General features: G+C 37.9%; 24 protein-coding genes and 2 tRNA genes. 8 read left to right on the top strand and 18 right to left on the bottom strand.

Translation table 11 applies throughout. The annotated features are described in order from the left end of the window. Window positions 1–88: 88 nt before the first annotated feature. A complete protein-coding gene (locus tag CHB58_RS08515; protein ID WP_089323684.1) occupies window positions 89–1,078 on the top strand; it encodes a glycosyltransferase family 9 protein in 990 nt (329 codons plus the stop codon). Between the two features lie 18 nt (window positions 1,079–1,096). On the opposite strand, the gene CHB58_RS08510 is transcribed toward CHB58_RS08515, so the two are convergent. The 11 genes from CHB58_RS08510 to CHB58_RS08470 form a co-directional block, all read right to left on the bottom strand. Then, window positions 1,097–2,443: a sodium:proton antiporter gene (locus CHB58_RS08510; RefSeq protein ID WP_089323683.1), complete on the bottom strand. Its 1,347-nt coding sequence runs from the start codon at window positions 2,441–2,443 to the stop codon at window positions 1,097–1,099. Window positions 2,444–2,490: 47 nt separating this feature from the next. Further along, window positions 2,491–4,245, bottom strand: a complete 1,755-nt coding sequence (locus tag CHB58_RS08505; protein ID WP_089323682.1) for an ABC transporter substrate-binding protein — start codon at window positions 4,243–4,245, stop codon at window positions 2,491–2,493. A gap of 7 nt (window positions 4,246–4,252) precedes the next feature. Then, window positions 4,253–4,429, bottom strand: a complete 177-nt coding sequence (locus CHB58_RS09070; RefSeq protein WP_180706470.1) for a hypothetical protein — start codon at window positions 4,427–4,429, stop codon at window positions 4,253–4,255. A 26-nt stretch (window positions 4,430–4,455) separates the two neighbouring features. Continuing rightward, a complete protein-coding gene (locus tag CHB58_RS09065) occupies window positions 4,456–4,617 on the bottom strand; it encodes a hypothetical protein (RefSeq protein WP_180706469.1) in 162 nt (53 codons plus the stop codon). Between the two features lie 23 nt (window positions 4,618–4,640). Further along, window positions 4,641–7,166, bottom strand: coding sequence for a cytochrome c3 family protein (locus CHB58_RS08500; protein WP_089323681.1), 2,526 nt, complete (start codon window positions 7,164–7,166; stop codon window positions 4,641–4,643). Next, window positions 7,166–7,972 (bottom strand): NHL repeat-containing protein, encoded by an 807-nt coding sequence (locus CHB58_RS08495; protein ID WP_089323680.1) that lies wholly within the window; start codon window positions 7,970–7,972, stop codon window positions 7,166–7,168. The genes CHB58_RS08500 and CHB58_RS08495 overlap by 1 nt, the downstream gene beginning before the upstream one ends. Before the next feature lie 4 nt (window positions 7,973–7,976). Then, window positions 7,977–8,720, bottom strand: a complete 744-nt coding sequence (locus tag CHB58_RS08490) for a hypothetical protein (protein WP_089323679.1) — start codon at window positions 8,718–8,720, stop codon at window positions 7,977–7,979. Continuing rightward, window positions 8,720–9,646 (bottom strand): formate dehydrogenase subunit gamma, encoded by a 927-nt coding sequence (locus CHB58_RS08485; protein WP_089323678.1) that lies wholly within the window; start codon window positions 9,644–9,646, stop codon window positions 8,720–8,722. Before CHB58_RS08485 ends, CHB58_RS08490 begins: the two co-directional genes overlap by 1 nt. Window positions 9,647–9,648: 2 nt before the next feature. After that, on the bottom strand, window positions 9,649–10,761 hold the full coding sequence (locus tag CHB58_RS08480) for a hypothetical protein (protein WP_089323677.1): 1,113 nt from the start codon (window positions 10,759–10,761) through the stop codon (window positions 9,649–9,651). Between the two features lie 40 nt (window positions 10,762–10,801). Next, window positions 10,802–11,194 (bottom strand): hypothetical protein, encoded by a 393-nt coding sequence (locus tag CHB58_RS08475; RefSeq protein ID WP_089323676.1) that lies wholly within the window; start codon window positions 11,192–11,194, stop codon window positions 10,802–10,804. Between the two features lie 156 nt (window positions 11,195–11,350). Next, window positions 11,351–12,136 carry a purine-nucleoside phosphorylase gene (locus CHB58_RS08470; RefSeq protein WP_089323675.1) on the bottom strand — a complete coding sequence of 262 codons (786 nt, stop codon included), beginning with the start codon at window positions 12,134–12,136 and terminating at the stop codon, window positions 11,351–11,353. A gap of 182 nt (window positions 12,137–12,318) precedes the next feature. On the opposite strand from CHB58_RS08470, the gene CHB58_RS08465 reads away from it, so the two are divergent. Next, window positions 12,319–12,708, top strand: a complete 390-nt coding sequence (locus CHB58_RS08465) for a Fur family transcriptional regulator (RefSeq protein ID WP_089323674.1) — start codon at window positions 12,319–12,321, stop codon at window positions 12,706–12,708. A 90-nt stretch (window positions 12,709–12,798) separates the two neighbouring features. Here CHB58_RS08465 and CHB58_RS08460 read toward each other — a convergent pair whose 3' ends face one another. Genes CHB58_RS08460 through queF form a run of 5 tightly spaced genes read right to left on the bottom strand, consistent with a single transcriptional unit; the run spans window position 12,799 to window position 17,699 of the window. Then, on the bottom strand, window positions 12,799–14,235 hold the full coding sequence (locus tag CHB58_RS08460) for an aldehyde dehydrogenase family protein (protein WP_089323673.1): 1,437 nt from the start codon (window positions 14,233–14,235) through the stop codon (window positions 12,799–12,801). A gap of 10 nt (window positions 14,236–14,245) precedes the next feature. Continuing rightward, window positions 14,246–15,280 (bottom strand): GGDEF domain-containing protein, encoded by a 1,035-nt coding sequence (locus CHB58_RS08455; RefSeq protein ID WP_089323672.1) that lies wholly within the window; start codon window positions 15,278–15,280, stop codon window positions 14,246–14,248. 12 nt (window positions 15,281–15,292) lie between these two features. Next, complete coding sequence (locus CHB58_RS08450; protein WP_180706468.1) at window positions 15,293–16,318, bottom strand: GGDEF domain-containing protein; 1,026 nt, start codon at window positions 16,316–16,318, stop codon at window positions 15,293–15,295. Window positions 16,319–16,344: 26 nt separating this feature from the next. Then, on the bottom strand, window positions 16,345–17,205 hold the full coding sequence (locus CHB58_RS08445) for an MTAP family purine nucleoside phosphorylase (protein ID WP_089323670.1): 861 nt from the start codon (window positions 17,203–17,205) through the stop codon (window positions 16,345–16,347). A 2-nt stretch (window positions 17,206–17,207) separates the two neighbouring features. After that, window positions 17,208–17,699 (bottom strand): preQ(1) synthase, encoded by a 492-nt coding sequence (gene queF / locus CHB58_RS08440; RefSeq protein WP_089323691.1) that lies wholly within the window; start codon window positions 17,697–17,699, stop codon window positions 17,208–17,210. 211 nt (window positions 17,700–17,910) lie between these two features. On the opposite strand from queF, the gene CHB58_RS08435 reads away from it, so the two are divergent. Genes CHB58_RS08435 through CHB58_RS08410 form a run of 6 tightly spaced genes read left to right on the top strand, consistent with a single transcriptional unit; the run spans window position 17,911 to window position 24,528 of the window. Next, window positions 17,911–18,627: a metallophosphoesterase family protein gene (locus CHB58_RS08435; RefSeq protein WP_089323690.1), complete on the top strand. Its 717-nt coding sequence runs from the start codon at window positions 17,911–17,913 to the stop codon at window positions 18,625–18,627. A gap of 20 nt (window positions 18,628–18,647) precedes the next feature. Beyond that, a complete protein-coding gene (gene recA, locus CHB58_RS08430) occupies window positions 18,648–19,649 on the top strand; it encodes a recombinase RecA (RefSeq protein ID WP_089323669.1) in 1,002 nt (333 codons plus the stop codon). Continuing rightward, on the top strand, window positions 19,633–20,721 hold the full coding sequence (locus tag CHB58_RS08425) for a type IV pilus twitching motility protein PilT (RefSeq protein ID WP_089323668.1): 1,089 nt from the start codon (window positions 19,633–19,635) through the stop codon (window positions 20,719–20,721). The genes recA and CHB58_RS08425 overlap by 17 nt, the downstream gene beginning before the upstream one ends. Beyond that, window positions 20,705–21,142 (top strand): regulatory protein RecX, encoded by a 438-nt coding sequence (locus CHB58_RS08420; protein WP_180706467.1) that lies wholly within the window; start codon window positions 20,705–20,707, stop codon window positions 21,140–21,142. The genes CHB58_RS08425 and CHB58_RS08420 overlap by 17 nt, the downstream gene beginning before the upstream one ends. 34 nt (window positions 21,143–21,176) lie before the next feature. Continuing rightward, window positions 21,177–23,810 (top strand): alanine--tRNA ligase, encoded by a 2,634-nt coding sequence (alaS, locus tag CHB58_RS08415; protein WP_089323666.1) that lies wholly within the window; start codon window positions 21,177–21,179, stop codon window positions 23,808–23,810. Further along, entirely contained in the window at window positions 23,803–24,528 is a 726-nt protein-coding gene (locus CHB58_RS08410; protein ID WP_143341023.1) for a bifunctional hydroxymethylpyrimidine kinase/phosphomethylpyrimidine kinase, read from the top strand. Before alaS ends, CHB58_RS08410 begins: the two co-directional genes overlap by 8 nt. A 6-nt stretch (window positions 24,529–24,534) precedes the next feature. Here CHB58_RS08410 and CHB58_RS08405 read toward each other — a convergent pair. Continuing rightward, a tRNA-Asp gene (locus CHB58_RS08405) sits at window positions 24,535–24,613 on the bottom strand. 10 nt (window positions 24,614–24,623) lie between these two features. Beyond that, window positions 24,624–24,699, bottom strand: a tRNA-Val gene (locus CHB58_RS08400). Window positions 24,700–24,919: the final 220 nt, after the last annotated feature.

Here is a 24,919-nt window from a genome sequence, read left to right as displayed (position 1 = left end):
TTTACATCTTAATCTATTGACATACCACTATTGAACCACCGTTCAATTTATGATAAGTTAATTTCAAAAATAAAATTGAAGGTGAAAAATGAGAATTCTCATTATCCGATTATCTGCTATTGGAGATGTAATATTAACCTCCTCTCTTTTCAACGATCTTAATAAAGAAGATACCAAGGTAGATCTTTTGACCGACAAAAGTATCGCAACCATTTTCAAAGAAGACCCGAGATTAAATAAAGTTATGGAAGTTGATAAAAAGAAACTCTCCTTCAGAGGGATAAAAGAATTAGCAGCAACTTTAAAAAAGGAAAAATATGATTTCGTGTTTGACCTTCATGCAATACCAAAAACAAAACTTTTGACAAAACTCCTTCCTTTTAAAACAATTACTTACAACAAACGCTCCTTTTTAAGAAGAGAAATTCTTATTTTTAAATTTCTAAAACGAAAATATAATCTCTATGTTCCAGAACTTTACGCAGAAGCTTTAAGAAAAGCAGGTATAAAAATACAGAAAAATCCAACACCCTATATACCAATTCCAGATAATGTAGAAGAAACTATCTCAAAGTATCTTCCCCCTATGAAATTTATAGTAATAGCTCCAGGCGGAAAATGGGAAGGGAAAATTTATCCTCCGGAAAAATTTAAAAAAGTCGGAGACACTTTCAAAAAACTGGGTTACGCTGTTATAACAGTAGGAGGAGAAGAAGACATAGAAGCGGGACAGGAAATAGCTGGAAGTGATAGATTTAACCTCTGCGGAAAACTTTCACTCATAGAATCTATGGCCGTTATAAAACACGCAAGAGCAGTTATATGTAATGACTCTTCAGTCACACACATGGCAAGAGCTGTAAAAACAAAAGTTGCAGTAATTTACGGAGCAACCCATCCCTGTTTTGGATTCGCGCCTCTACCTGAAGAAGGAATTGTTATAAGAAAAGACCTCCCCTGTAATCCATGTTCTCTTCACGGAAAGGTAAGATGCTTTGATAGAAAATGTCTTGATATTTCTCCAAAAGATGTTGTTAAACATACCCTTGAAATGATGATAAAAAGCGGGGTTGATTAACCCCGCTGGACGATTTCCTTACATAAAGAAAAGGAAAGTAAGCACAACAAACGTCGTAATAAGAACAGGGATAGAATACTTTATTATATATCCAAAGAAAGATGGCATCTCAACACCCTGCTCCCTCGCAATTGAAGCAACCATAAAATTTGGAGCATTTCCTATATAAGTAACAGCCCCAAAGAAAACAGCACCTGCAGAGATAGCTTCAAGATATAGAGAATGGGTTTCTATAAGCTTATGAACAGCCTCTTTAACAGGAACACCGGGATAAAATTTACCAAGAGCTGTCATTAAAAATGTTAAATAGGTCGGAGCGTTATCAAGGAACGATGAAAGAACTCCCGTGGTCCAGAAATAGTGGTAAGGCTCTGAAAGGATATGAATCAAGCTCCCAGCAGGACCGTGCTCGCCAGCTTCAAGAATCTTTAGACAGGGAATCATGGCAATAAATATACCTATAAAGAGAATTGCCACTTCCTTTATAGGAAACCACGTAAACTCATTTTTCTCCCTTACAACAGGTGGTGTGAGAAGAAGGGATAAAACACCGAGAACAACCAAAGCTATATCCCTTAATACATCCTGAAGGTAAAGATGAACTCCCAAAACATTAATCTGAGGCAGATGAACAATACCGCTTAATAAAACAGCAGCGAGAACACCAAAAAGAAACAGAAAGTTTATCTTACCAAGTATCTCAAACTTCTCATCAGGATTTGGTATCTTGGTCTTATCCTCTTTTGCATAAAAGTATGAATCAACAGCAAAAAATATTCCTAAAACTATAGCCACAGCTGTCGCCCATATAGGAATAAGCTTTAAAGTAAAGAAAAACGGAACACCTTTTAAGAAACCTAAAAACAGTGGTGGGTCTCCAAGAGGTGTAAGTGCACCACCGATATTTGCTACAAGAAAAATAAAAAATACAACCGTAAAAGTTTTATACTGACGCCATCTGTTTGCTCTTATAAGAGGTCTTATTAAAAGCATTGCAGCACCTGTAGTTCCCATTAAAGAAGCAAGCATTGCCCCTATAAAAAGAAGCACCGAATTAAAAACAGGCCTTCCAACAAAGGAACCTTTTATGTATATTCCACCGGCAATTGTGTAAAGGGCTCCAAGAAGAACAAGAAACGGAATATATTCAACAAGTATTGTATGAAGAATACTGTGAACCGCCGCCCCTTTATAAAGAAGCACAAAAGGAATACCGCAGGCAAGTGCCCAGAAGGCGGATACTTTTCCAAAGTGTTTATGCCAGAAATGGGGAGCCACAAGAGGTAAAACCGCAATTGAAAGCAAAATTCCAGCAAAAGGAATTGTAAGCCACAATGGCATGTGCACACCTATCTCTTCTACCATCAAAACCTCCCTCTCAAAAGAGAAAAATCTATACAGAACAAATTATATCACTCTTTTATAAAAATTCGTGTGGGTTTGTATGTCCCCCAGATTGTTGGAAAATAATTTTTCACTCTATTTCTAACAGCCTCAAATACAAGAGGAGCAGCAATATAGATAACAGGCTGTTCTTTAGCAATTATACGGTAAGCTCTTTTGTAAATTTCCACTCTCTTTTTAAAATCAAGCTCTTTAACTCCTTCATCAAACAACCTATCTATTTCAGCTTCCCACTGCGTTGCAGGTCTCTTCTGATTGGGATTCCACAAATGAAGCTGCCCGCTACTTTTCCACACATTCTTCCCGCCGTTAGGATCTATGGAACCTGTCAGACCGATAATAACAGCATCAAAATCGTGGGTATTAAGAAGTTTCTCAACAAGATTATTAAAATCAAGAGGCTGAAAATGAACATCTATTCCAAGCCTCTTTAAATCAAATTTTAAAATTGAACCTATCTGAACTCTATTTGGATTATTTGAATTGGTTAAAAGAGAAAACTCAACCTTATGACCGTCCGGCGTTTCAAGCCAGCCATCACCATTTCTGTCTTTAAGCCCTATAGACTCAAGAAGCTCTTTTGCTTTTTCCAAATCATACGGAAATTTTGGAGCTTCAGGGTCATAGTAAAGCTTATTGGCTTTTGTTACAGGATAGTAAACAGGAAATCCAAGACCGTTATAAACTGTTAAAACTATACCCTTTCTATCAACTGCATGAGAGATAGCCCTTCTAAAAGTTGCATTTGAAAACAGTTTCAACTTCCACTCAGGAAGAACTTCTCTTTTTTGATTAAAACAGATAAAATCGGCAGTTAAGGAAGGACCAAGATTGTAAATTGTGTAGTTACCGTTTTTCTCCCCTTTCTTTAAAGATGGAAAATCATCTCCTGAAAGTCCATAGAAATCCAGCTCTTTATTTTTAAACTTTAAAAGGGCAGTATCTTTCTGAGGAACTATATAAATAACCTTTTTCTCAACATAAGGTAGTTTGCTTCCGTAACCATCACTTTCATAATAAAAAGGATTTTTTTCATAAACAAGATACTGACCGTTAACATACTTTACAAGTTTATAGGGTCCTGTTCCCACAAGTTTTTCAGGTGAAGTTGCCACCGTCCAGAAAGTTTTAAACTTTCCACTCTCAACAATTTCCCTTAACAGATGCTCTGGGAAAATATCCGCCGAAAGAGAGTATAAAAGTGGAGCAAATGGCTGAGGAAGTTTTATTTCAACCGTGTATGTATCTAATTTCTTAATCTTCGGAAGTTTTCCGTCTATCTCAAACATATCTTTAACAGAGTTTGGATATTCAGGGTTGAAGTAGATTTTATTATAGGTAAAAACAACATCATCTGCTGTAAATGGTTTACCGTCAGACCATCTAACATCTTTTCTTAAATGAAAAACCCAGGTTGTTCCGTTGTCCTTAAACTCCCAGGAAACAGCAAGCCTGCCGGCAGGCTTCAACGTTTTAATATCAACATCTGTCAACCCTTCAAAAATACCGGCAACAGCTACCGTTGAAGATGTTTCATGGGCAAAAACAGGATTAAAAGTTTTCGGATCTGAAGATGTTGAATCGTAAAGAGTTCCCCCGTATATTCCTTTTTCAAACTTTACATTTTCAAGATTAACAGTTTTTCCAAGAATCGTGTTATCAGATGAAAAGGTTTCAACAGGCTCTTCACAGGAAAAGCAGAAAAAAAGAGAAAGGGGTAAAAGAATCCCTATAAGAACCCTTTTACCCCTGTTAAAACTCATAATTCCTTTAATGTCCACCACCGAAAAAGATCATATAAAGATGCCATATATTACCAAGACAATAAATACATGTGATAATCAAAGCAGAAAGAGCAACTAAAAGCTGAAAAGCAGAAATCCAGTCCTTAAAATACTTAATCTTCTGCATCTTTTCTTCAACTACAGGATCGTGAGTATGTCCCATCCTTCACCTCCAATTTTCCAATACTATTAAAGCCACATAAAGAAAGACTGTGCATACCAATGGATAAACTTAACAACCCACACCATAATCCATGGTCCAAACAGTATTATAAATGTAGCTGCAAGAACTATCCATGCCTTTTTCCATGCATATCTTTCAAACTCTTTACTTGTCATCTCTTTTGCCATCTGAGGTTTCCTCCTCTTACCAATTATTTGTAGCTTGGATGAGGCTGACGAACCTTATCTGTATGATACCACATATATCTTATCACAGCCTCATCTCCGTGACAGTCAACACATGTACTTCCAGCTACTGTCTTATTTCTTAAGAAGTATGTCTTTCCATGAATGTGAGCATCGTGACATGTTTCACAGGCTATAGCACCACCTCTTTCAACTTCTGAACCATCTTCAGCGTAAAGCGGCCACTTACCTTTTCTGCCAGGTCTATCAGAAGCAACAAGATCAAAGTCTTTATACGGATGGAAATAATACTTAACTGTTGCATCTGAAGCTATGCCGCTTTCATTGTGACAGGTAAGGCAGTATGTTGACGCTCTATCAACAGGTTCTCCAGTTGGATATGTAAAGTTCTTAAGCTCCATCTTCCACAAGAATGCACTTTTAGCCTGGTGAGGCACGTGGCACGCAGCACACATCTGACCATTAATATCGTGTCCTGTACCTTTAATAGCAACTTCTTCTTTGTGACAGGAGATACACAACTGACTGCCTTTATTGGAAAGCCTGAGAAACGGAGAAGCTTTTGCATCACCGTGAGGGTCATGACAGCTGCCGCAATCAAGAACTCCCATTCCCGGTGTTCCTGTTTGCTGGTTGATTGCAGGAAGGTCATTTGAAACAACATCTCCTCCAAGTGGATGGGTTATTTTACCTGTTGTTAAATCAGCTGCCATCTTACCTTTTGCATGACATGATGTACACTGTTTCTCATTAACTGTCTTACCTTCTCCAAGAGCCCTGCTCCAGAGTGTAGGACCTTCAGGATTGTGAGGCTTATGACATGCGTAACACTGACCATGCTCCATTATAGTTTCATCTTTATCAACAAGATAATGAGCTGTCTCTTTCACACTCTTTCCTTTATGGCACTCAAGGCATAAAGCAGAATCTCCTTTAACAGGTGCAGCAAGAGCAAACTTCTTAGCATTATGAGGATTATGACAACTTGCACATGTTACAAGCTTTCCATCTTCTGTCATCACATCAACAGGGTGATCAGCAAACTTACCTGACATAACTTTAGCTTTTGCTACGCCACCTTCTCCATGACATGCCATACAAAATGCTGTAACAGCATCTTTTCCTTCAGCACCTTCAACACCTTTAAGATACTTACCTGTAGCCCTGTGCGGAACGTGACACGCAGCACAAACACCTGCATTATCGGATGTTTCCCCAAGAACGTTTCTATTTTTAATATTAGCATGAACACCTTGAGCACACTCAAGCTTACCTGCGTGACATCTTCCACAAAGCTCTCTTTCTGGAACTCTCAAGAAGCTCGCATCAGCTTTTGATACAGGATTATCAACAACACTCCATCTGTGAGGATCATGACATGACATACATGCTACCTTTCCATCATCAAGAGGTAGCGATTTCACGCTACTTTTAACATTTGTCGGGTGAGAAATTGTTCCCATATCCGGCGCTTCACCACCAGGATAGTGACAGGAGATACACATTCTATCTTTCTCTCCAGCCTCAAGAAAGACAGCATAACTTTCCGCTTTGTCTGAAAGCTCTCTACCCCACAAGTTAGGACCAACAGCTTTATGTGCGGTGTGACATTCAAGACAGGCATCTTTATCTTCAAAGGCGTGCTTGCTGTGAAGCACAGTGGCTTCAGAAGTGTGACACGCCACACAAAGCTGCTTTTTCTGCTCTGCCAGTAGCTTTTCCTCTTGAGAGTGGTGAACTTTATGACATGAATAACACTCAATATTGCTTCCGTTAAGCTTTAAGTTTATTCTTTCAGGATTAACACCAGCTTCCTCAACAGAAACAGCTATCGGATGAGACATAGGATTTTTATGTTCAGGGGAATTAACTTCTTCCATATGACATACTGCACAAAGTTGAGAGTTTTTATTAGAGACTATTAAAGCATGTTCTCCCTGACCTTTATGAGCAGCATGACATGATTGACATGTAACTTCGTTATTTTCTCCCACTTTACCGTTAAGCTCTTTAATCTTTGCAACAATCTCAGGAGACATTTTCTCGGCTGTTTCTTCAAGCACAGGGTGATTACCATGTCCTGTATTGTTCCTGTGACAATCTATACACATAGAAGAATCTGTGTTCTTAAATCTCATAAACGTGTAGTCAAGTTTATCCTGACTGCCAACCTCAGAGTGAGGCGTGTGACAGGTACCGCAGAATAGCTTCCCGTCATTAAGAGGATACTTATCAGGAATATCCATATTATCCGGAACTTTCACATCAACCGGGTGAGAATGTTTATCAAAGTTAAGGAAAGTTAACCTGTCATCTGCCATAGAACCATCATGACAGGTTAAACACATTATCGTGTCACCAGCAAGAATCTTTTTATCAGTAAGAAGCTTAGGAGAGCTTACCTTAGCTTCTAACAGCCAGTTTTGGTGACACACCAGACAGTCCTTCTTCATGCTTTTCTCAAGTTTCTTCGCATGAGAAACTGTTGGTATAGCAACCACTGATAGAAGTATAGCTAAGGTCTTCCTCATTATTTAACCCCTTGTACTTTGAATGTAAGTATCTTGTTTTTAAGAGGCTCAAGCACATAAATTACACCTTTCTCATAAGCTATAGCCATAGGATACTGTAATCCTTTTGCAACAACTCCATCAAACGCTCCATAGGGGTTGAAAAGCTGAACCGCCCCGGTAATCACATCAGAAACTGCAACCTCACCGTTAAATACAGCTATTCCTTTAGGCCTGAAAAGATCTCCCTCCTCAATACCAAACTCTCCAAAGGTTCTTTCAAACTCACCTTTTTTGTTAAATACCTGAACCCGTGCGTTGATAGAGTCAACAACGTAAACTTCATCACCGTCAGTAGCTATCATGAAAGGAGAAACAAACTCTCCAGGTGTTGAGCCCTTCTCACCAACAATTTTAACCAGATTTCCATCATCTTCAGAGATAATTTTTACACAATCATTAGAAGCATCAACAACCCATATTTTCCCACCAAGAACGACAAGGTCAACAAGCCTTCCACCAACATTAAACTTTTTAAGAACATTTCCGGAAAAATCAAGAATCAAAATATTTCCATCTGTGGTTGAAAGGTAAATTTTTTCATCTGAAACATAAATACCGTAAGGTTTCTTCACAGCAAAAGTAGAAACAACATCTCCATCTTCATTAAGCTTAACAACCCTGTTATTTAAGCCATCCACCACGAAAATATTACCTTTCTTAACAGCAATATCTGAAGGAAATTTGAAATTCCCCTTTATCTCTCCGGCAAATGCCGAAGAGATAAGAGAAACCATCATAAGCAAACTTAACATTAAAAATCTCATCGCCTTACCTCTTCCAGATGAAGTTTGGGAAGTAAATTTTTCCTTCCTGTAAAAGGCCTTTTACAACTTCATTGTTTTCTATATCCTGGATCCTTTCTTGAGAAAAACCTAAACCTACAAGGTTTAAAGGTGGATTTGCACTGTGACAGTCTGCACACTTAAACGGATCTTTAGCAAGATTACTATAGATAATTGAAACTGCACCAGGATCGTGAAGTATTCCTTCGTTGCCTTTTAGAGGAATCTCCACAGGTTTACCGTTCACAACTGGTGTAATCCTTGCATCACTATCAATACCTGATAAAGCAACTCTACCACCAGCCTTAACATATCTTACACCGTACATATCTTGCGTATCTTTCACAATTTTTGCATTTCCCTCATCATCAATCTCAACCCACGCATATGAAATGTCAGAAGCCTTATAGTGGCAGGTTGTACAGCTCATAAAGGTTGAATGAGCATTGTAAAAGGGAGCAAGTGTCTCATCCTTTGTATGTGCAGCATAAGAGTGACATGCCACACACACATCTTTTACAGGATACTCATAACCGTTAGGTGCATGAAACGGCTGAGGATACTCTTTCTCCTCAGGAAACTTCGGCTTTTCTTTAAGCTGCTCTTCTATCTTCTTTTTCCACTCATCTACATCTGGAGAAGGAGTGCCTTTCAGCAGTGGACTAATAACTCCTCCTGCCATAGCTGTTATTGGAAAAAGAGTCGCTATTGTAACTATAAGTTTTCTCATTATGCTGCCTCCTCGCTAAGTTCCTTTTCAAGAAGGTGATGCGCATACTCATGAATCTTTAGGACAATTTCTTCATTAGGAAGATTTTCTATAGCCTTAACAAACTCATATCTCTCTTTTAAAGCTGGATACTTTTCAAGAAGTTCTGGCTCATGTTCGGCTGTCCTTTTGATAATTCTTCTCCATGAGCGGGGCCTTTCCTCCATCCACTCAAGCTCAGGAGAAATACCTGTAAGCCATACCCAGTCCATTGGAAACTTGTGAGGGCTATAGTGAACCATATAAAGGTGAACAAGAGCAATCCAACCAACAGCAACCATACCTTCATCAGCATGAGCAATTAGAGCTATCTGAAGCGTTTCTGGTGGCCAACCAAAAAATCCGCAGAACACTTCAGGAAGCCACAAAATCCATCCAGTGATACCAATGGCAATCATACCCCAACCAACTGCGTAAAAATCAAACTTATCAACCCACATATACTCATCATAATCCGGCGGTGCTTTTCTAAAACCAAGGAGATAGGCAAAATACTGAACAGCAGCAATATCTGTTGGACCTGGAAGAAGTCTATAGGTATCCCAAATACCATACTTCTTAACTCTATCTCTGTTTACAATCATAAAGATAATACAGTAGAAAACCACAAACAGGAAGTCAAAAAACATTATTGCACCTTCTATCCTGTGAATGGTCATAAGACCGTTTATTCCTCCAAGAGCATCAACTATATACTTCGCCCACGGAGTGTTCCAGTATTTAAGTGGAAAACCTGTAATAACCTGCATAATCATCGTCATAATACCAACGTGCATCAAACACTGGAGAACAGTCCACTTCTCTATGAAAAACTTATCACCGTCAACAATGATAAGCTTTTCATAATCTTCTCTCATTCTAAACTTTCTTTTAAACCAACCCCACATGCTTACTGCCTCCTTATGTATTTAAGGGTGTCAAGGATAACCACCACTGCTGCAAAGAGAATCACACAAGCTGCAATCCAGAACATCGCCTCTTCAACAATCCAAACAATAGTCTGTCCCAGACTCTCCCCAAGAACAGGATCAACGTGAACCCATTTGGTCTCAGCAAAGTTTTTCATGTTGTATTTAGGAGCAAGTGGATGACACTCTGTAGATCTTCCACAGGTAACCTGAATGTGCTTCGGATTCGTAGAAGCCCTCGGATCCTCTTTTGGGAAGATATCATGATAATCACTTCCTTTCTTTGTATGACAGTCAAGACAGTCAGCAGCCCTTAAATCACTTCTATCAAGGTAGAGCATTTTTGAGTGCATTGTCTTTTGATAACTTGGAACAGCATCAAGAATTCTTTTGATTTTATATTTGTTATGAATACCTTCAATCTCTATTGCCTGCTCCATAAGTTTTTCATTTTCATGACAGCTTGCACAAAGCTCTACTATCTCCCATCCATCCCTTCTTGTCTTAATAAACTGGAAAACATAGCCGTTTCTTATATCCGGGATATCCATTCTACTTGCCATGTGAGCAAGTCTGTCTGCTGACCACTTCTCATCATTGTGGCACGCATAACATCTGTCAAAACTTCCTTCAAGTGTTTCAAACTTTTTAATGTCCACAAGCAATCTGTTCGTATGACAGTACTGGCAGGAAGGATAGATATCAGGTGCTTTGTCATAATTCTTACCGTGAGCACTTTCCTTCCATGTTTCATATACCTTGGCGTGTGAGAACGGCCTCTTTGTCGCAGGGTCAATCACGTGACATTTAGCAGCACAGTTTACTTCTCTTACTTTTGCCCTATCGTGAGGATAAGATACAGCCTTCGTATGACATTCTGTACAGTGAATGTTTCTGTGGACCGAATGCATATACTTGGCATCATTAATACTGCAGTCCACAATCTTCTTTTCACCCTCTTTACCAACTTCCACAGTCATCAGCCCTTTCATTCTGTGACAGTAAAGACAACCGTCATCTCCAATATTCACCTTAGCCTGGGCTGTTCCACAGAGGGTTAGCAATCCTAAGAAGAACATTATAAAAGCTCTCACTCCAGACCCCCTACACTATAAGTTTCTTTGTTTAAAAACATTACTCTACTCCTTTTGTGTGACAAACTTTACAACTTGCTTCAGATGGCTTTAAAAATTTCTGAGAAACCTGATGTGCCCGATTAACATCTGGAACATGCATCTCTACATTAAAATGATGACACGGAATACAGCCATACTCCCTGATAACTTTTACGTGGTCGCTGTGCTTAAACTTAGAAAGAACCAACTTAGACTCTGGCACTTCTACAGAAGGGGCAACTTTCTTAATCTCTTCCACCTTCTCAGGTTGTTTCCCTTGTTCCTCCTCTTTTTTCTCAACCTTCTCAACCTTTTTTTCAGGTTGAGGCTGCGTTTTCACAGGCTCCGTTTTTGAGCCAGCACAGGAAACTACAAAACCAGCAAGCAGTGATAAAAACAGTACTTTTCTCATCTTTCCCCATCCTCATCAGAAAGTGTTTTTTTGTAAACCCCTCTATAAGCTATCTCTTCTTTATTTTCCACATCAACCTCCTATCCCACCATAACATCCAAAGGATATGTTAGAAAAATTTTTCTACAGTGTCAAGAGTATAATCCATATATAAAATCATAATTTTATTAAAGTCTCATTTAACAATTCTGCCAAGAGATTATTGCGCTTTTTTACTTGTGTCAAAACCAAATCATGGTTCACATTTTCCATCATAGTATCATTTGCAACAACAGCCACTGCCCCAACATCCATTCCCAAAAACCTGGCAACGATAATCTCTGGAACCGTGGACATGCTAACAACATCAACCCCCATAGAATTTAACATCTTTATCTCCGCAAACGTCTCATAACTTGGCCCAAGCATTGCAGCAAGAACTCCCTTACAAACTTTTACATTTTTATTAAGTGCAACCTTCAAAAAAGTATCACTGAAATCATTATCATAACACCCTTTTAAATCAACAAAAACTTTGCTTCCATACTTCTTTATAAGACCTACAAGAGGATTTTTCCCCTGGAGATTTATATGATCCTCTATAACCACAAAATCAACTGCCGCTGCCCGTCGAGAAACAGCTCCCACAGCACATGTTGTAACGAAAAGTTTACATCCAAGCAGGGCAGATAAAAGTGGAATAGCCCTTATCTCTTCATCAGTCCTTCCCTCATAGTAGTGAAACCTTCCCTTAAAAACGGCTATTTTCAAACCTTTCAATTCTATAGCTTCAAAAACTCCTTTATGGCCTTCCACTTGAGTAGATGGAAACGATGGAATATCCGAATAGGAAATCGTTTGCACCTTTTTCCCTGGTAGCTCAACACCAGAACCAAGAACAACCGCTATATCAAAGGAAGAAAATCCCACAGCTTTTTTAATAAATTCAGCAGACAGTTCCATAACTTAACTCCAAAAATGGTTAACATTCTCCTTACAGCTTACAGTATTTTATATTTTATTACACACAACAGCTAATTAAACATCTCCCATAGCAAAAATTGAAAAAATGTTACACTTTTTATATAATTGAAAATGACACTTATTTTCGTTTTATTACTACATTCTGAAATATGAGGTATTAAATGGTAAAAACCAAAAGACAGACCAGACAGAAAACGGTTATATACAGAATAGCTAAAGAGTCAAAAGACCACCCTACAGCTGAACAGATATATGAGAGAGCGAAAAAAGAACTTAAAACACTAAGCCTCGCAACTGTATACCGTGTTCTGAAGGAACTTGTAGAAGAAGGAAAAATCGGAGAAATCATAATTAATAAACAATCCAGATTTGACTTCAAAACTGAATATCATCATCACTTTGTGTGTAACTACTGTGGTAAAATTTTTGACATAGACATCCCTATATGTGAAATGGCACGAAACTGTGTGGAAGGACCAGGACATAAAATAGAAGGAGCACAACACACTTTCTTTGGAAAGTGTAAACTATGCAGAGAAAAAGAAAGATAATTCATCCTATCTTCACACCTCCTTTTAAATTTTAAAGCCCCGAAATCATCGGGGCTTTAACTAACAGTAATGTAAGTTGCTTTTTATTGCTTACTGGTTCAAATCAAAACAGATAACCTTTATCTCTGTCATCTCTTCAATCGCAAAAGAAGGTCCCTCCCTGCCTATACCGCTCTCTTTCATACCACCGTAAGGCATCTGGTCAACTCTAAAAGTAGGAATTTCGTTTATCATTATTCCGCCAGCTTCCACCTCATCAGCAAATTTCAAAGCCTTTCTTATGTCATTGGTAAATATTCCCGCTTGAAGTCCATATCTTGAGAGATTTATTTTCTCTATACCATCCTCCACATTTTTAACTCTATTTACAACAATTACAGGACCAAAAACCTCATCAGTGAAGAGTTTTACATCTTCAGGTACATTAATAAGTATCGTTGGTTCTATTAATGTATTGGACAATCTCCTGCCACCTACAACAATCTCAGCACCCGCACTAACCGCCTCTTCTATCCATTCCATTATTCTGTCTGCCGAAGCCTTATCAATAACAGGACCAATATCTGTATTTTCATCAAACGGATTCCCTACTTTTAAACTCTTAGTAAAAGAAACAGCTTTTTCAATAAATTCATCAAATATAGTGTCATTCACAAAAACTCTCTGAACAGATATACACACCTGCCCTGCCATCGTAAAACCACCACGGCACACCTTTTCAGCCACAAAATCAAGTTTATCTACCTGATCACTATCTATATAAACTCCAGCATTTGAACCAAGCTCCATCGCGTACTTTTTAAGTCCTCCACGGGACATAATTATCTTTCCAACAGGAACACTTCCTGTAAAAGTTATTTTTTTAACCCTTTCATCTCTTACAAGAGCATCACCAACCTTTTCTCCATAGCCTGTAACTACATTCACAGCTTCTGGAGGAAACCCTGCCTCTATAAGTATCTCAGCAAGTTTTATAACAACCAGAGAAGTATTTTCAGAAGGTTTAATAACTACACTATTTCCCGCTGCAAGAGCAGGACCAACCTTATGACATGTAAGATTTAAAGGGAAGTTAAACGGTGTTATACATCCTATTACTCCAAGAGGAACCCTTCTGTAAAAACCAACCTTACCTTTCACTCCAGGAGCAGCATCAAATAAAATTTCTTCCCCTTTTAATCTCTTTGCCTCTTCAGCAGAAAGTGTAAGAGTATTAACAGCACGCCCAACTTCCCCGAGAGCCTCTTTAAGTGTTTTTCCCACTTCCTTTGTAAGCAACTCTGCTATTTCAAAACTCCTATTTGAAAGAATCCTTGCAGCCCTGCTAAGACACTGATATCTCTCATAAGCAGTCATCTGATTCATCTTCTCAAAACCTTTAAGTGCAACAGATACAGCCCGTTCAGCATCCTCCTTATCTCCATCTGGAATGGTTCCAACAACAGTTTCATCATAGGGAAATAAGATTTCTATCTCCCTATCTTTACAAACTTTCTCTCCACCTATTAACATATAACCTTTAATCATCTCTCCCCCGTTAAACAGATTCTATTACATTACCGCCTTTATTCTTGGCAATATAAAGGGCTTCTTCAAGCCTTCTGATAAACTCTTCCTTATCCTTATTTCCTTTAAATTCCGCCAGGCCCATACTTACGGAAATTCCCTCAACAGCATAATTGGAAATCACCTTATCCACTGCATTTTTAAGTTTCATAGCTACAGACCACGCTCCCTTTAAATCTGTAAAAGGCAGATAGACAATAAACTCATCTCCACCCCATCTTACAACAACATCAGCCCTACGTATATTCTCTTTTATAACTTCTACTATATCTTTTAACATCCTATTTCCAGCTTCACTTCCATGAGATTTATTAAGTTCTCTAAACCTGTCAATATCAAATATAACAGCAGAAATTGGAATTTGATATCTTTTAGCTTTAGGAATCTCAATATCAAGCAGCTCCAAAAATCGCCTGCGTGTCATAACTCCAGTTAACGAATCTTCAGAGACAAGCCAGGAAAGAAGAATTTTCTGTCTTTCAAGAATTTTTGCATACAAAAACCCTCCAGCAATCATAAAAAGATAGAAAACAACCATCTCCTGAAGAAAATAAACTTCCCGATTAGAAGAAGAGTGAATAAAAAAGTCAGCAATAAAAACTATCAATCCAAAAATAACCGAGAAAATCAAACCTGTCTCTGCAGGGAAAAGCATAAATGCAACAGCGGGAAAGAGAGCAAACCACATGTACATAAATTTTACATTCTGAAAAATAAGTGAAACTAACATTACCCCTATAGCTGTAAGAAACATCAACTTTGATATTGCAATTTTCTTTTTAGAGTAGAAAAAGTACGCAACAATCAGGATAAATTCAGAAATTAGAGCAGCAACAGCTATAACTGTTTTTCCCAGAAAATAGTTCCTTAAAATGCCAAAAAACGGAACCGTAACAAGTCCAGCAAGAATGAAATAGAACAGAATTGTCTCTCTTAAACCTTCAAGTTCACTAATATCACATAAAGAGCAAATATCTCTTTTCCCTCTTATCGACTGTTCACCCACAGCAAATCCCTCTTAATTGATTTCCACTCTGTTTCTTCCTTTCTGCTTAGCTTTATAAAGAGCTTCATCTACACGCTTTAATAAATCATCCACAGTATCACCATCTGCCATACCAGCAACACCGAAACTTGCAGTAATTTTACCAATCTTTCCAAAATCCGCTTTCTCTATTTCCTCCCTCAACTTTTCAGCAAGACAAACCGCACCTTTCACATCAGTATTTGGAGCAAGTATAATAAACTCCTCTCCACCCCATCTAACAAGTTTATCTATCTTTCGGATATTATTTTTTACTATCTCTACAACTCTTTTCAAAACCATATCACCTGCATCATGTCCATACGTATCATTAACCTTTTTGAAAAAATCTATATCAAACATTATTAAAGAAAGAGGCAGATTAAATCTCTTGGATTTTTCAAATTCGTGAGACAAAAATTCCAAAAACTTATGTCTGTTTAAAGCTCCCGTTAGCATATCTCTCGTTGCAAAATACTGCATAACAGTTTCATGCTCTTTCAATGTTTTTGAATAAAAATAGCCTCCTAAAACCATAAAAAGATAAAAAGTAGAAATTTCTTGAAGATAGAATAACTTCATCCAAAATGGAACTCTGGAGATTCCAAAATCCAGAAATAAAAAAGCAAATAGAAAGATAGAAGAAAATATAACAGCGGTATTGTAAGAATAAAGTATAAAAGATACCAAAGGAAAAAGTGCAACCCACATATAGTTAAAATGGATGTTTTGAAAAACCAATCCAAACAGAATAGAAGCAATAGCTATAATAGTAAGCAACCTGGACAAATCATACCTATTCTTAAGATGAAAAAGAAAAGCTATAAACATTAAAACTTCAGCGATAATTGCAGTCACAACTATCTTTTCTAAATCAAGATATAAATTCCTTAAAATAGCTGCAAAAGGTATAGTTACAAGAGAAATTAAAATTAAATATTTTAAAGTTTTAATTTCAACAATGTTAGAATCTTTTTCAGTACTAAAAGCAGACATTTTCTCTTTCAACAACTCTTTCATCAGCATCCATCCAATCCAACTTTAACTTATTTAACCCAATCTCTCCAATTCTCTCCTATCATTCCCTTTAATTTGTACCTTTTCATCAAGTTTCCACAAGGACAAGTTCTATCAAGCTTATAAAGATATTCTATAAGAGCAAGCATTATCTCAGGAAATCTTTCCACAGCTCTATCAACAAGTTTCTTCTGCTCATCAGTAAGCATCCCTTCAAATAAAATCCCCTCTTTAAACCCGTAAGGTTTTATACCCTCTGCATAGTTTGTAACATAACAGATAGCTCCGTAACACATCTCAAGCTCTTTAGCTAAAAAAACTTCCGGAACAAGAGTCATCCCTATAAGGTCACCGCCAAGCTGCCTAAACATCCTTATTTCCGCCGGAGTTTCAAGTCTCGGGCCCTCAGTGCAAACATACACACCACCATCATGAAAGGAAAAATCAAGTTTTTCAAGAACTTTTTTCAATCCTTCCCTTATCTGAGGACAAAAAACAGGATTTTGACGAATAAATCCAAGACCCTTTTTCTCAAAGAAGGTATAGTTCCTCTTCTTTGTAAAATCTATAATATCATCAGGAACAACATAATCCCCCGGCTTATAATCATCTCTCATCGACCCGGGCCCTGTCCACGCGACTATCCTTTCAGCACCGCACTCTTTAGCTGCATATATATTTGCCCTATAGTTTACAAATGGAGCCGTCACCTCATAGTCCTTTTCTCCATGTCTTGAAAGGAAAAGAAACTCAAAACCATTAAGAGCTTTAATTTTATAAACAGGATTTGATAACCCAAAAGGCGTTTCTATCCTTCTTTTCCATAAAACTTTCCCAAACTTCTCTTTATCAATAAAGTAAGCACCGCTTCCACCAAGCACTAAAATCACAACTACCCCCTGTTCCGCTTAATATCAGGTGGTGTTATCCTATGAAGTTTAAACCGCTCTTTAGCAAGCTCCTTAACCCAGTCATAATCTTTAAACTTTTGAACAAAAGGGTCTATAGAAATTCCTCCTCGCGGATTAAATTCCCCATAAACTTCTATATAAAAAGGCTCAAGCAACTTAAATAAATCTTCAGCTATTCTATTAACAGTATCCTCATGAAAATCTCTGGCATTTCTAAAAGAGAACAGGTAAAGTTTTAAAGATTTACTTTCTACAAGCCACTTGTCAGGAATGTACTGAATATAGATAGTTGCAAAATCTGGTTGTCCAGTTATAGGACACAATGCAGTAAACTCAGGGCAATTAAAAGAAACCCAATATCTATTACCGGGAAATCTGTTCGGAAATTTTTCAAGAAGTTCAGGTTTATAGGTAAATACATAGTTTGTTTCCTTTCCCAGAGATTTCACTGTTCCAAAATCATCCCTTTCCATCACAAAACACCTCTCATTATTTAATTTTATTTTAACATTAAAAAATCTTTTTACCACAAGCCAATTGTGTGAAAATTTCTTCAAATTTAGCCCAAATACTGACTTCATTTGTCATTCTAAAATCCCTTTTCATCTTAAAGAAAAAAGTTTCAAAACAGCCTTTCAACTGTTCTTTACATGTTAACCACTTAAAGAGTAAAATTTGCTTATCATGAAAATAGGAATAATATCAGATATCCATGCAAATTTACATGCACTTCAGGCCGTTATATCCGATATGGAAAAAGAACAGATTGAGGAAGTGTGGTGTCTTGGAGATATTATCAACTACGGTGCTTTTCCAAACGAATGTTGTAGCTGGGTTATGAACAATTGCTCTGTTTCTATCCTTGGAAACCACGAACTTATGCTCTTAGGATATGCAGAAGTTGACAGCCCTGTGGTTAACGAGTGTTTAAACTGGACAAAAAAAACAATTTCTCCCCGGTGGATTGAATATATTAAAACACTGCCACTTGTATATAAAAATCAAAACATATCTATTGTTCACGATAATCCGCTCACGCCGGGAAGCATGATTTACATACTGGACAACGCTACCGCAACAAAATCTCTACTAAAACAGGAAACGGATATCTGCTTTTTCGGACACACCCATATCCCTATAGGTTATAAATTATCCTCTATAGGTGCAGAAACTATAAAAATTTCATACTTCAGTGTGAAGGAAGGAAGGTTTTTAATAAACCCTGGCAGTGTAGGCCAACCAAGAGACAACAACCCAAAAGCTTCTTATGGAATTTACGATTCTGAAGAAAAAAATATTAAAATAAAAAGGATAGAGTATGATGTAAAAGCTGCAGCGAAAAGCATTTTGGAAGCAGGACTACCGCCTATAATGGCTGCAAGGCTGATAAAAGGTATCTAATAATTAAGAGAGGAAAACAGATGGAAGAAGGAAGAGAAAAAGTTTTAAAAGAAGCCTTAAAGCAGATAAAAAGGGCTTTCGGTGAAGGCTCCATAATGTTTTTAGGAGAGAAACCTTCTGTAGAAATTCCATCCATAAGCACAGGTTCCATAGGTATAGATTATGCCACAGGAATAGGAGGTATTCCAAGGGGAAGAATAACGGAAATTTACGGACCGGAATCGTCTGGTAAAACAACCCTTGCACTTCATGTTATTGCAAATGCTCAAAAAGAGGGTGGAGTTGCTGCATTTATAGATGCAGAACACGCCCTTGACCCCTTATATGCCAAAAAACTGGGAATAAACCTTGATGAACTTTTAATTTCACAACCTGACAGTGGTGAACAGGCCCTTGAAATTGCTGAAACCCTTGTAAGAAGTGGAGCAGTTGACGTTATTGTAATAGACTCTGTAGCCGCCCTTGTCCCTTCTGCAGAACTTAAAGGGGATATGGGAGATTCCCATGTAGGACTACAGGCAAGGCTTATGAGTCAGGCTTTAAGAAAATTAACAGCTGCCACAAACAAAAGTAACGCAGCTTTAATATTTATAAATCAGCTAAGGGAAAAGATAGGCGGAATGGGCTATGGTCCAAACGAAACAACCACCGGCGGAAGAGCTTTAAAATTTTACGCTTCTTTAAGGATAGATGTAAGAAATATCGGTGGTATAAAAGGAAAAGAGGAAGAGAGACTTGGCCATACAGCAAAAATAAAAATTGTAAAAAATAAGCTAGCTCCTCCTTTCAGAGAAGCAATTGTTGAAATCTACTACGGAGAGGGAATATCACGATTCGCAGAGCTTCTCATACTGGGAGAAAAACTGGGAATTGTTAAAAAAAGTGGCGCTTGGTACTCATACGGAGATATAAGGCTTGGACAGGGGAAAGAAAAGGCGAGAAAATACCTAAAAGAACACCCAGAAATAGCAGAAGAGATAGAAAGCAAAATAAGGGAGAAACTTTATGGTAAGCCTGAATGATATTCTTGAAAAAGCCCTTGCCCTTGGAGCATCAGATATTCATCTGAGAATGAAAATGGTTCCTATATTCAGGATTCAGGGGAAACTTGTTAAAACAAATTTTCCTGAACTATCTGGTTCAGATATATTTGAGTTCGTTAAAACCATCTTACCTATAGAAAAGAAAAAGGAGATACCAATTCTTAAAAACTACGATACATCATACAGTATCCCCGGCGTTGGGAGATTTAGAGTAAATATTTTCAAACAAAGAAACACTTTCGCAATAGTTATGAGAACAATTCCAACAGAAGTTCCAACCATAGAAAAACTTAACCTGCCTGAGGTTATAAAGAAAATAGCTCTTGAACACAGAGGACTTGTCCTGGTAACAGGAACAACAGGTTCTGGTAAATCAACAACTCTTGCAGCAATGCTAAACGAAATAAATGAAAAAGATTCAAGAGTTGTTATTACAATTGAAGACCCTATAGAATTCCTTCACCGAGACAAAAAATCAATTTTTTACCAAAGGGAAGTTGGCGTTGACGCAGAAGACTTTTTCACTGCACTAAAAGCAGCTCTTCGTGAAGACCCTGATGTTATTCTTGTTGGAGAGATGAGAGACCCTGAAACTGTAAGAACTGCCCTTGATGCAGCTGAAACCGGTCACCTTGTTTTCTCCACACTTCACACCCTTGACGCGAAAGAAACAATTTACAGAATTGTATCCTTCTTTCCTCCATACCATCAACAGGCTATTAGATACCAGCTGGCTTCCGTTTTAAAAGCAACTATCTCCCAAAGGCTTATCCCCAAAGCTGAAGGCAAAGGTAGAGTTCCTGCCGTTGAAGTTATGGTAGTAACAGAAGCGATAAAGGAAAGAATTCTTAATCCAGAACTTACAGAAGAGATACCATCTTTCATTGAAAAAGGTAAAGAAACTTATGGTTCTCAAACATTTGACCAATCTCTCTACGAACTGTGGAAAAAAGGCTTTATTACAAAAGAAGACGCTCTTAAATATGCAACGAGAGCAGACGATCTTAAACTCAGAATGGAAGGAATTACATCCGGTGAACTCAAATTTTAAATCAGCTATATCTCATGCTCTGAGGCTTATAAGCCTCAGAGACTATACAGAAAAGGAGCTTCAAGATAAACTTTCCCTAAAATTTCAGAACCTTAACATTGAAAAAGTTCTGGACTATCTCAGAAAAAACGGATACATATCTGACTACAAAGTAGCTTTTAACTACGCAATATCAAAAATGGAGAAAGGCTGGGGAAGAAGAAAAATAAAAGCTTATCTTTTGAAAAAGGGAATCAGTAAGGAAATTGCAGAACAGGTTTTGATTGAAATAGAGTTTGATTACTCATTCATAAAGAAAGATTTTGAAAAAAAATTTCAAACCCTTCAAACTAAAAAAGAGAAAGAAAGGGCTTTCAGGTTCCTGCAACAAAGGGGATTCACCTACACAGAAATCATCAATATCATCTCTGGTAAAATATAAAAACTTTTTCAGTACATTTAAAAGAGAGGAACAGATGACAGGAAAAGAAATAAGAGAAGCTTTTCTTTCATTTTTTGAAAAGAAAGGACACAAAAGAGTGAAAAGCTCTTCGTTAATACCATCCAACGACCCAACACTGCTTTTTACAAACGCAGGCATGGTTCAGTTTAAAGATTATTTTCTCGGAAAGGAAAAACCTCCGTTTAAAAGGGCAACATCCTGTCAGAAGTGTATGAGAGCAGGCGGAAAGCATAACGACCTTGAAAATGTCGGAAGAACAGGAAGACACCACACATTCTTTGAAATGCTTGGAAATTTCTCTTTCGGAGATTATTTCAAAAAAGAAGCTATAGAATTTGCATGGGAACTTGTAACGGAAGTGTTTAACCTACCAGAAGAGAGACTGTATGTCTCTGTTTACGAAAAAGATGACGAGGCATTTGAAATATGGAATAAGCATATAGGATTGCCTGAAAACAGAATATACCGGCTTGGTGAAAAGGACAATTTCTGGGCTATGGGAGATACAGGCCCCTGCGGCCCCTGCAGTGAAATATACTACGACAGAGGAGAAGAGTTTAGCTGCGGAGACAATTGTGAAATAGGAATATGCGACTGTGACAGGTTCCTTGAAATCTGGAACCTTGTATTTATGCAGTATGAAAGGGATGAGAAAGGTAATCTAACGCCACTTGCAAAACCTTCAATAGATACAGGTATGGGGCTTGAAAGGATAGCTTCTGTTCTTCAGAACAAACCTTCAAACTACGAAACAGACCTTATATTCCCAATAATAAAATGGATAAGTAACACTTCTGGTATTCCTTACGGAAAAAGTGAAGAAAGCGATATCTCCATGAGAGTAATTGCTGACCACTCAAGAGCAATAACATTTCTTATAGGAGATGGCTGTCTTCCGTCTAACGAAGGCAGAGGGTACGTTCTGAGAAGAATAATAAGAAGAGCGGCAAGACACGGAAAGCTTTTAGGAATTGAAAAACCCTTCCTGTCTGAAAGTGTTGATGTAGTAATAGAAATAATGGGAGATGTTTATTCTGAAATCGTTGAAAATAAAGATTTTATAAAAAAAGTTATCTTAAAAGAAGAGGAACGCTTCTCAAGGACTTTATCAAAAGGGCTTGAACTTCTTCAAGAAATAGTTGAAAAGATAAAAAAGAGTGGAGAAAAAGAGATACCGGGAGAAGAGATTTTCCGCCTTTACGATACATACGGATTTCCTGTTGACCTGATCCTTGATGTCGCCAACGATGAAAGATTAACAGCAGATATTAACACCTTTGAAAAGCTCCTTCATGAGCAGAAGGAAAGAGCAAGAAAAGCATGGAAAGGTGGTTCTCAAAAAGCTATTTCTAAAGAGCTCCTTGACTTTTCAGAGAAAAATCCTTCAGCTTTTAAAGGATATGAAACACTTGAAACAACCACCATTATAACTGGAATTCTTAAAGATGACGCTCTGGTGAACTCTCTCAAAGAGGGAGAAGGGGGAATCCTGTTTCTCAAAGAAACTCCTTTTTATCCTGAAAAGGGTGGTCAGGTTGGTGATACAGGAATAATAGAGGGAGAAAGGTTTAAATGTGAAGTGATTGATACCCAAAACATTACAGATAATCTGATAGGCCATAAAATTAAAGTTTTAAAAGGAGAGATTAAAACTTCTGATATTGCTACTGCCAGAGTTGATAAAGAGCGAAGAGAGGCTATAAAAAGAGCCCATACAGCAACCCATATTCTCCACAAAGCTTTAAAAGAGATATTAGGCAACCACGTAAAACAGGCAGGTTCACTTGTTCTTCCGGACAGGCTGCGTTTTGACTTTACCCACTTTGAAGGCCTTACTCAGGATGAGATTAAAGAGATAGAGGAATTTATCTTCAAAACAATAATCAAAAATCTGCCGGTCACGACAACTGAAATGAGCTACGATGAAGCCATTGAAAAAGGTGCTGTTGCACTATTTGGAGAAAAGTACGGTGATGTTGTTAGAGTTGTAAGCATAGGAGATGTTAGTGTTGAACTTTGCGGCGGAACACATGTTAGTAGAAGTGGTGATATAGGAATGTTTATAGTTACATCAGAATCATCTGTATCGTCAGGAACAAGAAGGATAGAAGCTGTTACAGGTTTAAAAGCGTGGGAAAAGGAACAGCAGGAAAGAGAAATAGTAAATAGATTAAAAGCACAACTTCAGGCAAAAGAGGAAGAGATAGTTAAACGTGTTGAGAAGCTTCAAAGCGAGATAAAAGAGAAAGAAAAAGAGATAGGAAGGCTTAAGAAAAAGCTTGCTTCATCAAACCTTGACGAAATTGTTAAATCTGCTCCAGAAATAAACGGGATAAAGGTTATCACCGTTAAAATAGATGGATTTTCCGGAAAAGAGCTGATAGAGATAGCTGATGTTATAAGAAATAAGGCCGGAAAATCTGCTGTGTTTATCGTTTCTGAAAAGGACGGTAAAAACGGAATTTTAATAGCCCTTTCAAAAGACTTAACAGACAAATACAGAGCAGGAAACATAATAAAAGAGGTAGCACCCATTATTGGAGGAAAGGGCGGAGGAAGACCGGACATGGCTCAAGGTTCCGCCTCTGACCTGTCAAAACTTGAAGAAGCTTTTGCAAAATTTAGAGATATTTTCAAAAATGGTTAAAAAACCAACTGCTCTTTTATCAATAGCCGGCTTTGACCCAACAGGGGGAGCCGGCATAATACGGGATATCCTTACTTTCAAACATTTCGGTTATTATGGAATTTCCGTCATAACAGCAAACACTTCCCAAAACACAAAAGGCGTAAAAAGTATTATTTTTGAACCGTGTGAAATTATTAAAGAACAGCTTACTCTCCTATTTGAAGAATTTGAGATCAAAGGGGTGAAAATAGGATTGCCCCATAAAGACTACAATTTTAACGTATGGCTTGCTAACTTTCTAAAAGACAAGCAGATACCCATAGTCTTTGACCCTGTAATAAAACCAACTGCCGGCAGAAGCTTTGTGGAAAATTTAAATACTATCACTCCCTTAATAGAGACTTCCACAGTAATAACTCCAAACGAATCAGAATTTAATCTTCTAAAAAACTGTATAGACACATCAAAAATCCCATGGACTATAATAAAAGGAAAAAAAGAGAAAAACAGTGTAAGCGATCTACTATTAAAGAGTGGAAAAACTATTGACAGAATAACTCACGAAAAGGACACACTTGAGATTCACGGCACAGGTTGTGCTTTCTCTTCAGCCCTTCTTGCTCTCATGATAAAAGAGAAAAAAACAGAGATAGCTTTTAGAAAAGCTGTTGAATTTCTAAGCAACTTTAGAAAGCAAGCCACTGAAGGGCTTAAGCAGAGAATTTACACCGAATAAACTAAGTGGCGGGGACGACGGGACTCGAACCCGCGACCTCCGGCGTGACAGGCCGGCGTTCTAACCAGAACTGAACTACGTCCCCATGATAAAAGTGGTGGGCGGAACAGGGATCGAACCTGTGACCCCCAGCTTGTAAGGCTGGTGCTCTCCCAGCTGAGCTATCCGCCCGAATTGACGATAAAGAAATATAGGTTGTTTTCAAAAAGTGTCAACCTTTTTGAAAGATTTTTCCCTGCATAGGTATACACATACTCCCCACCCACACCAAAGGAAAAAGGCTGCCCACCTGGTAGTTAAAATATTAAGAGCACTAAACATTCAAATTTTCAGAAAACCAAAACCACTACCAGGAGGACAACCATGCAGCTAAATATAAACCTATACCACG

This window comes from Desulfurobacterium atlanticum, from assembly GCF_900188395.1.
GTDB lineage: Bacteria > Aquificota > Aquificia > Desulfurobacteriales > Desulfurobacteriaceae > Desulfurobacterium_A > Desulfurobacterium_A atlanticum.
The sequence above is the reverse complement of the archived record's forward strand: the minus strand, read 5'-3'. Positions and strand labels throughout refer to the sequence as shown.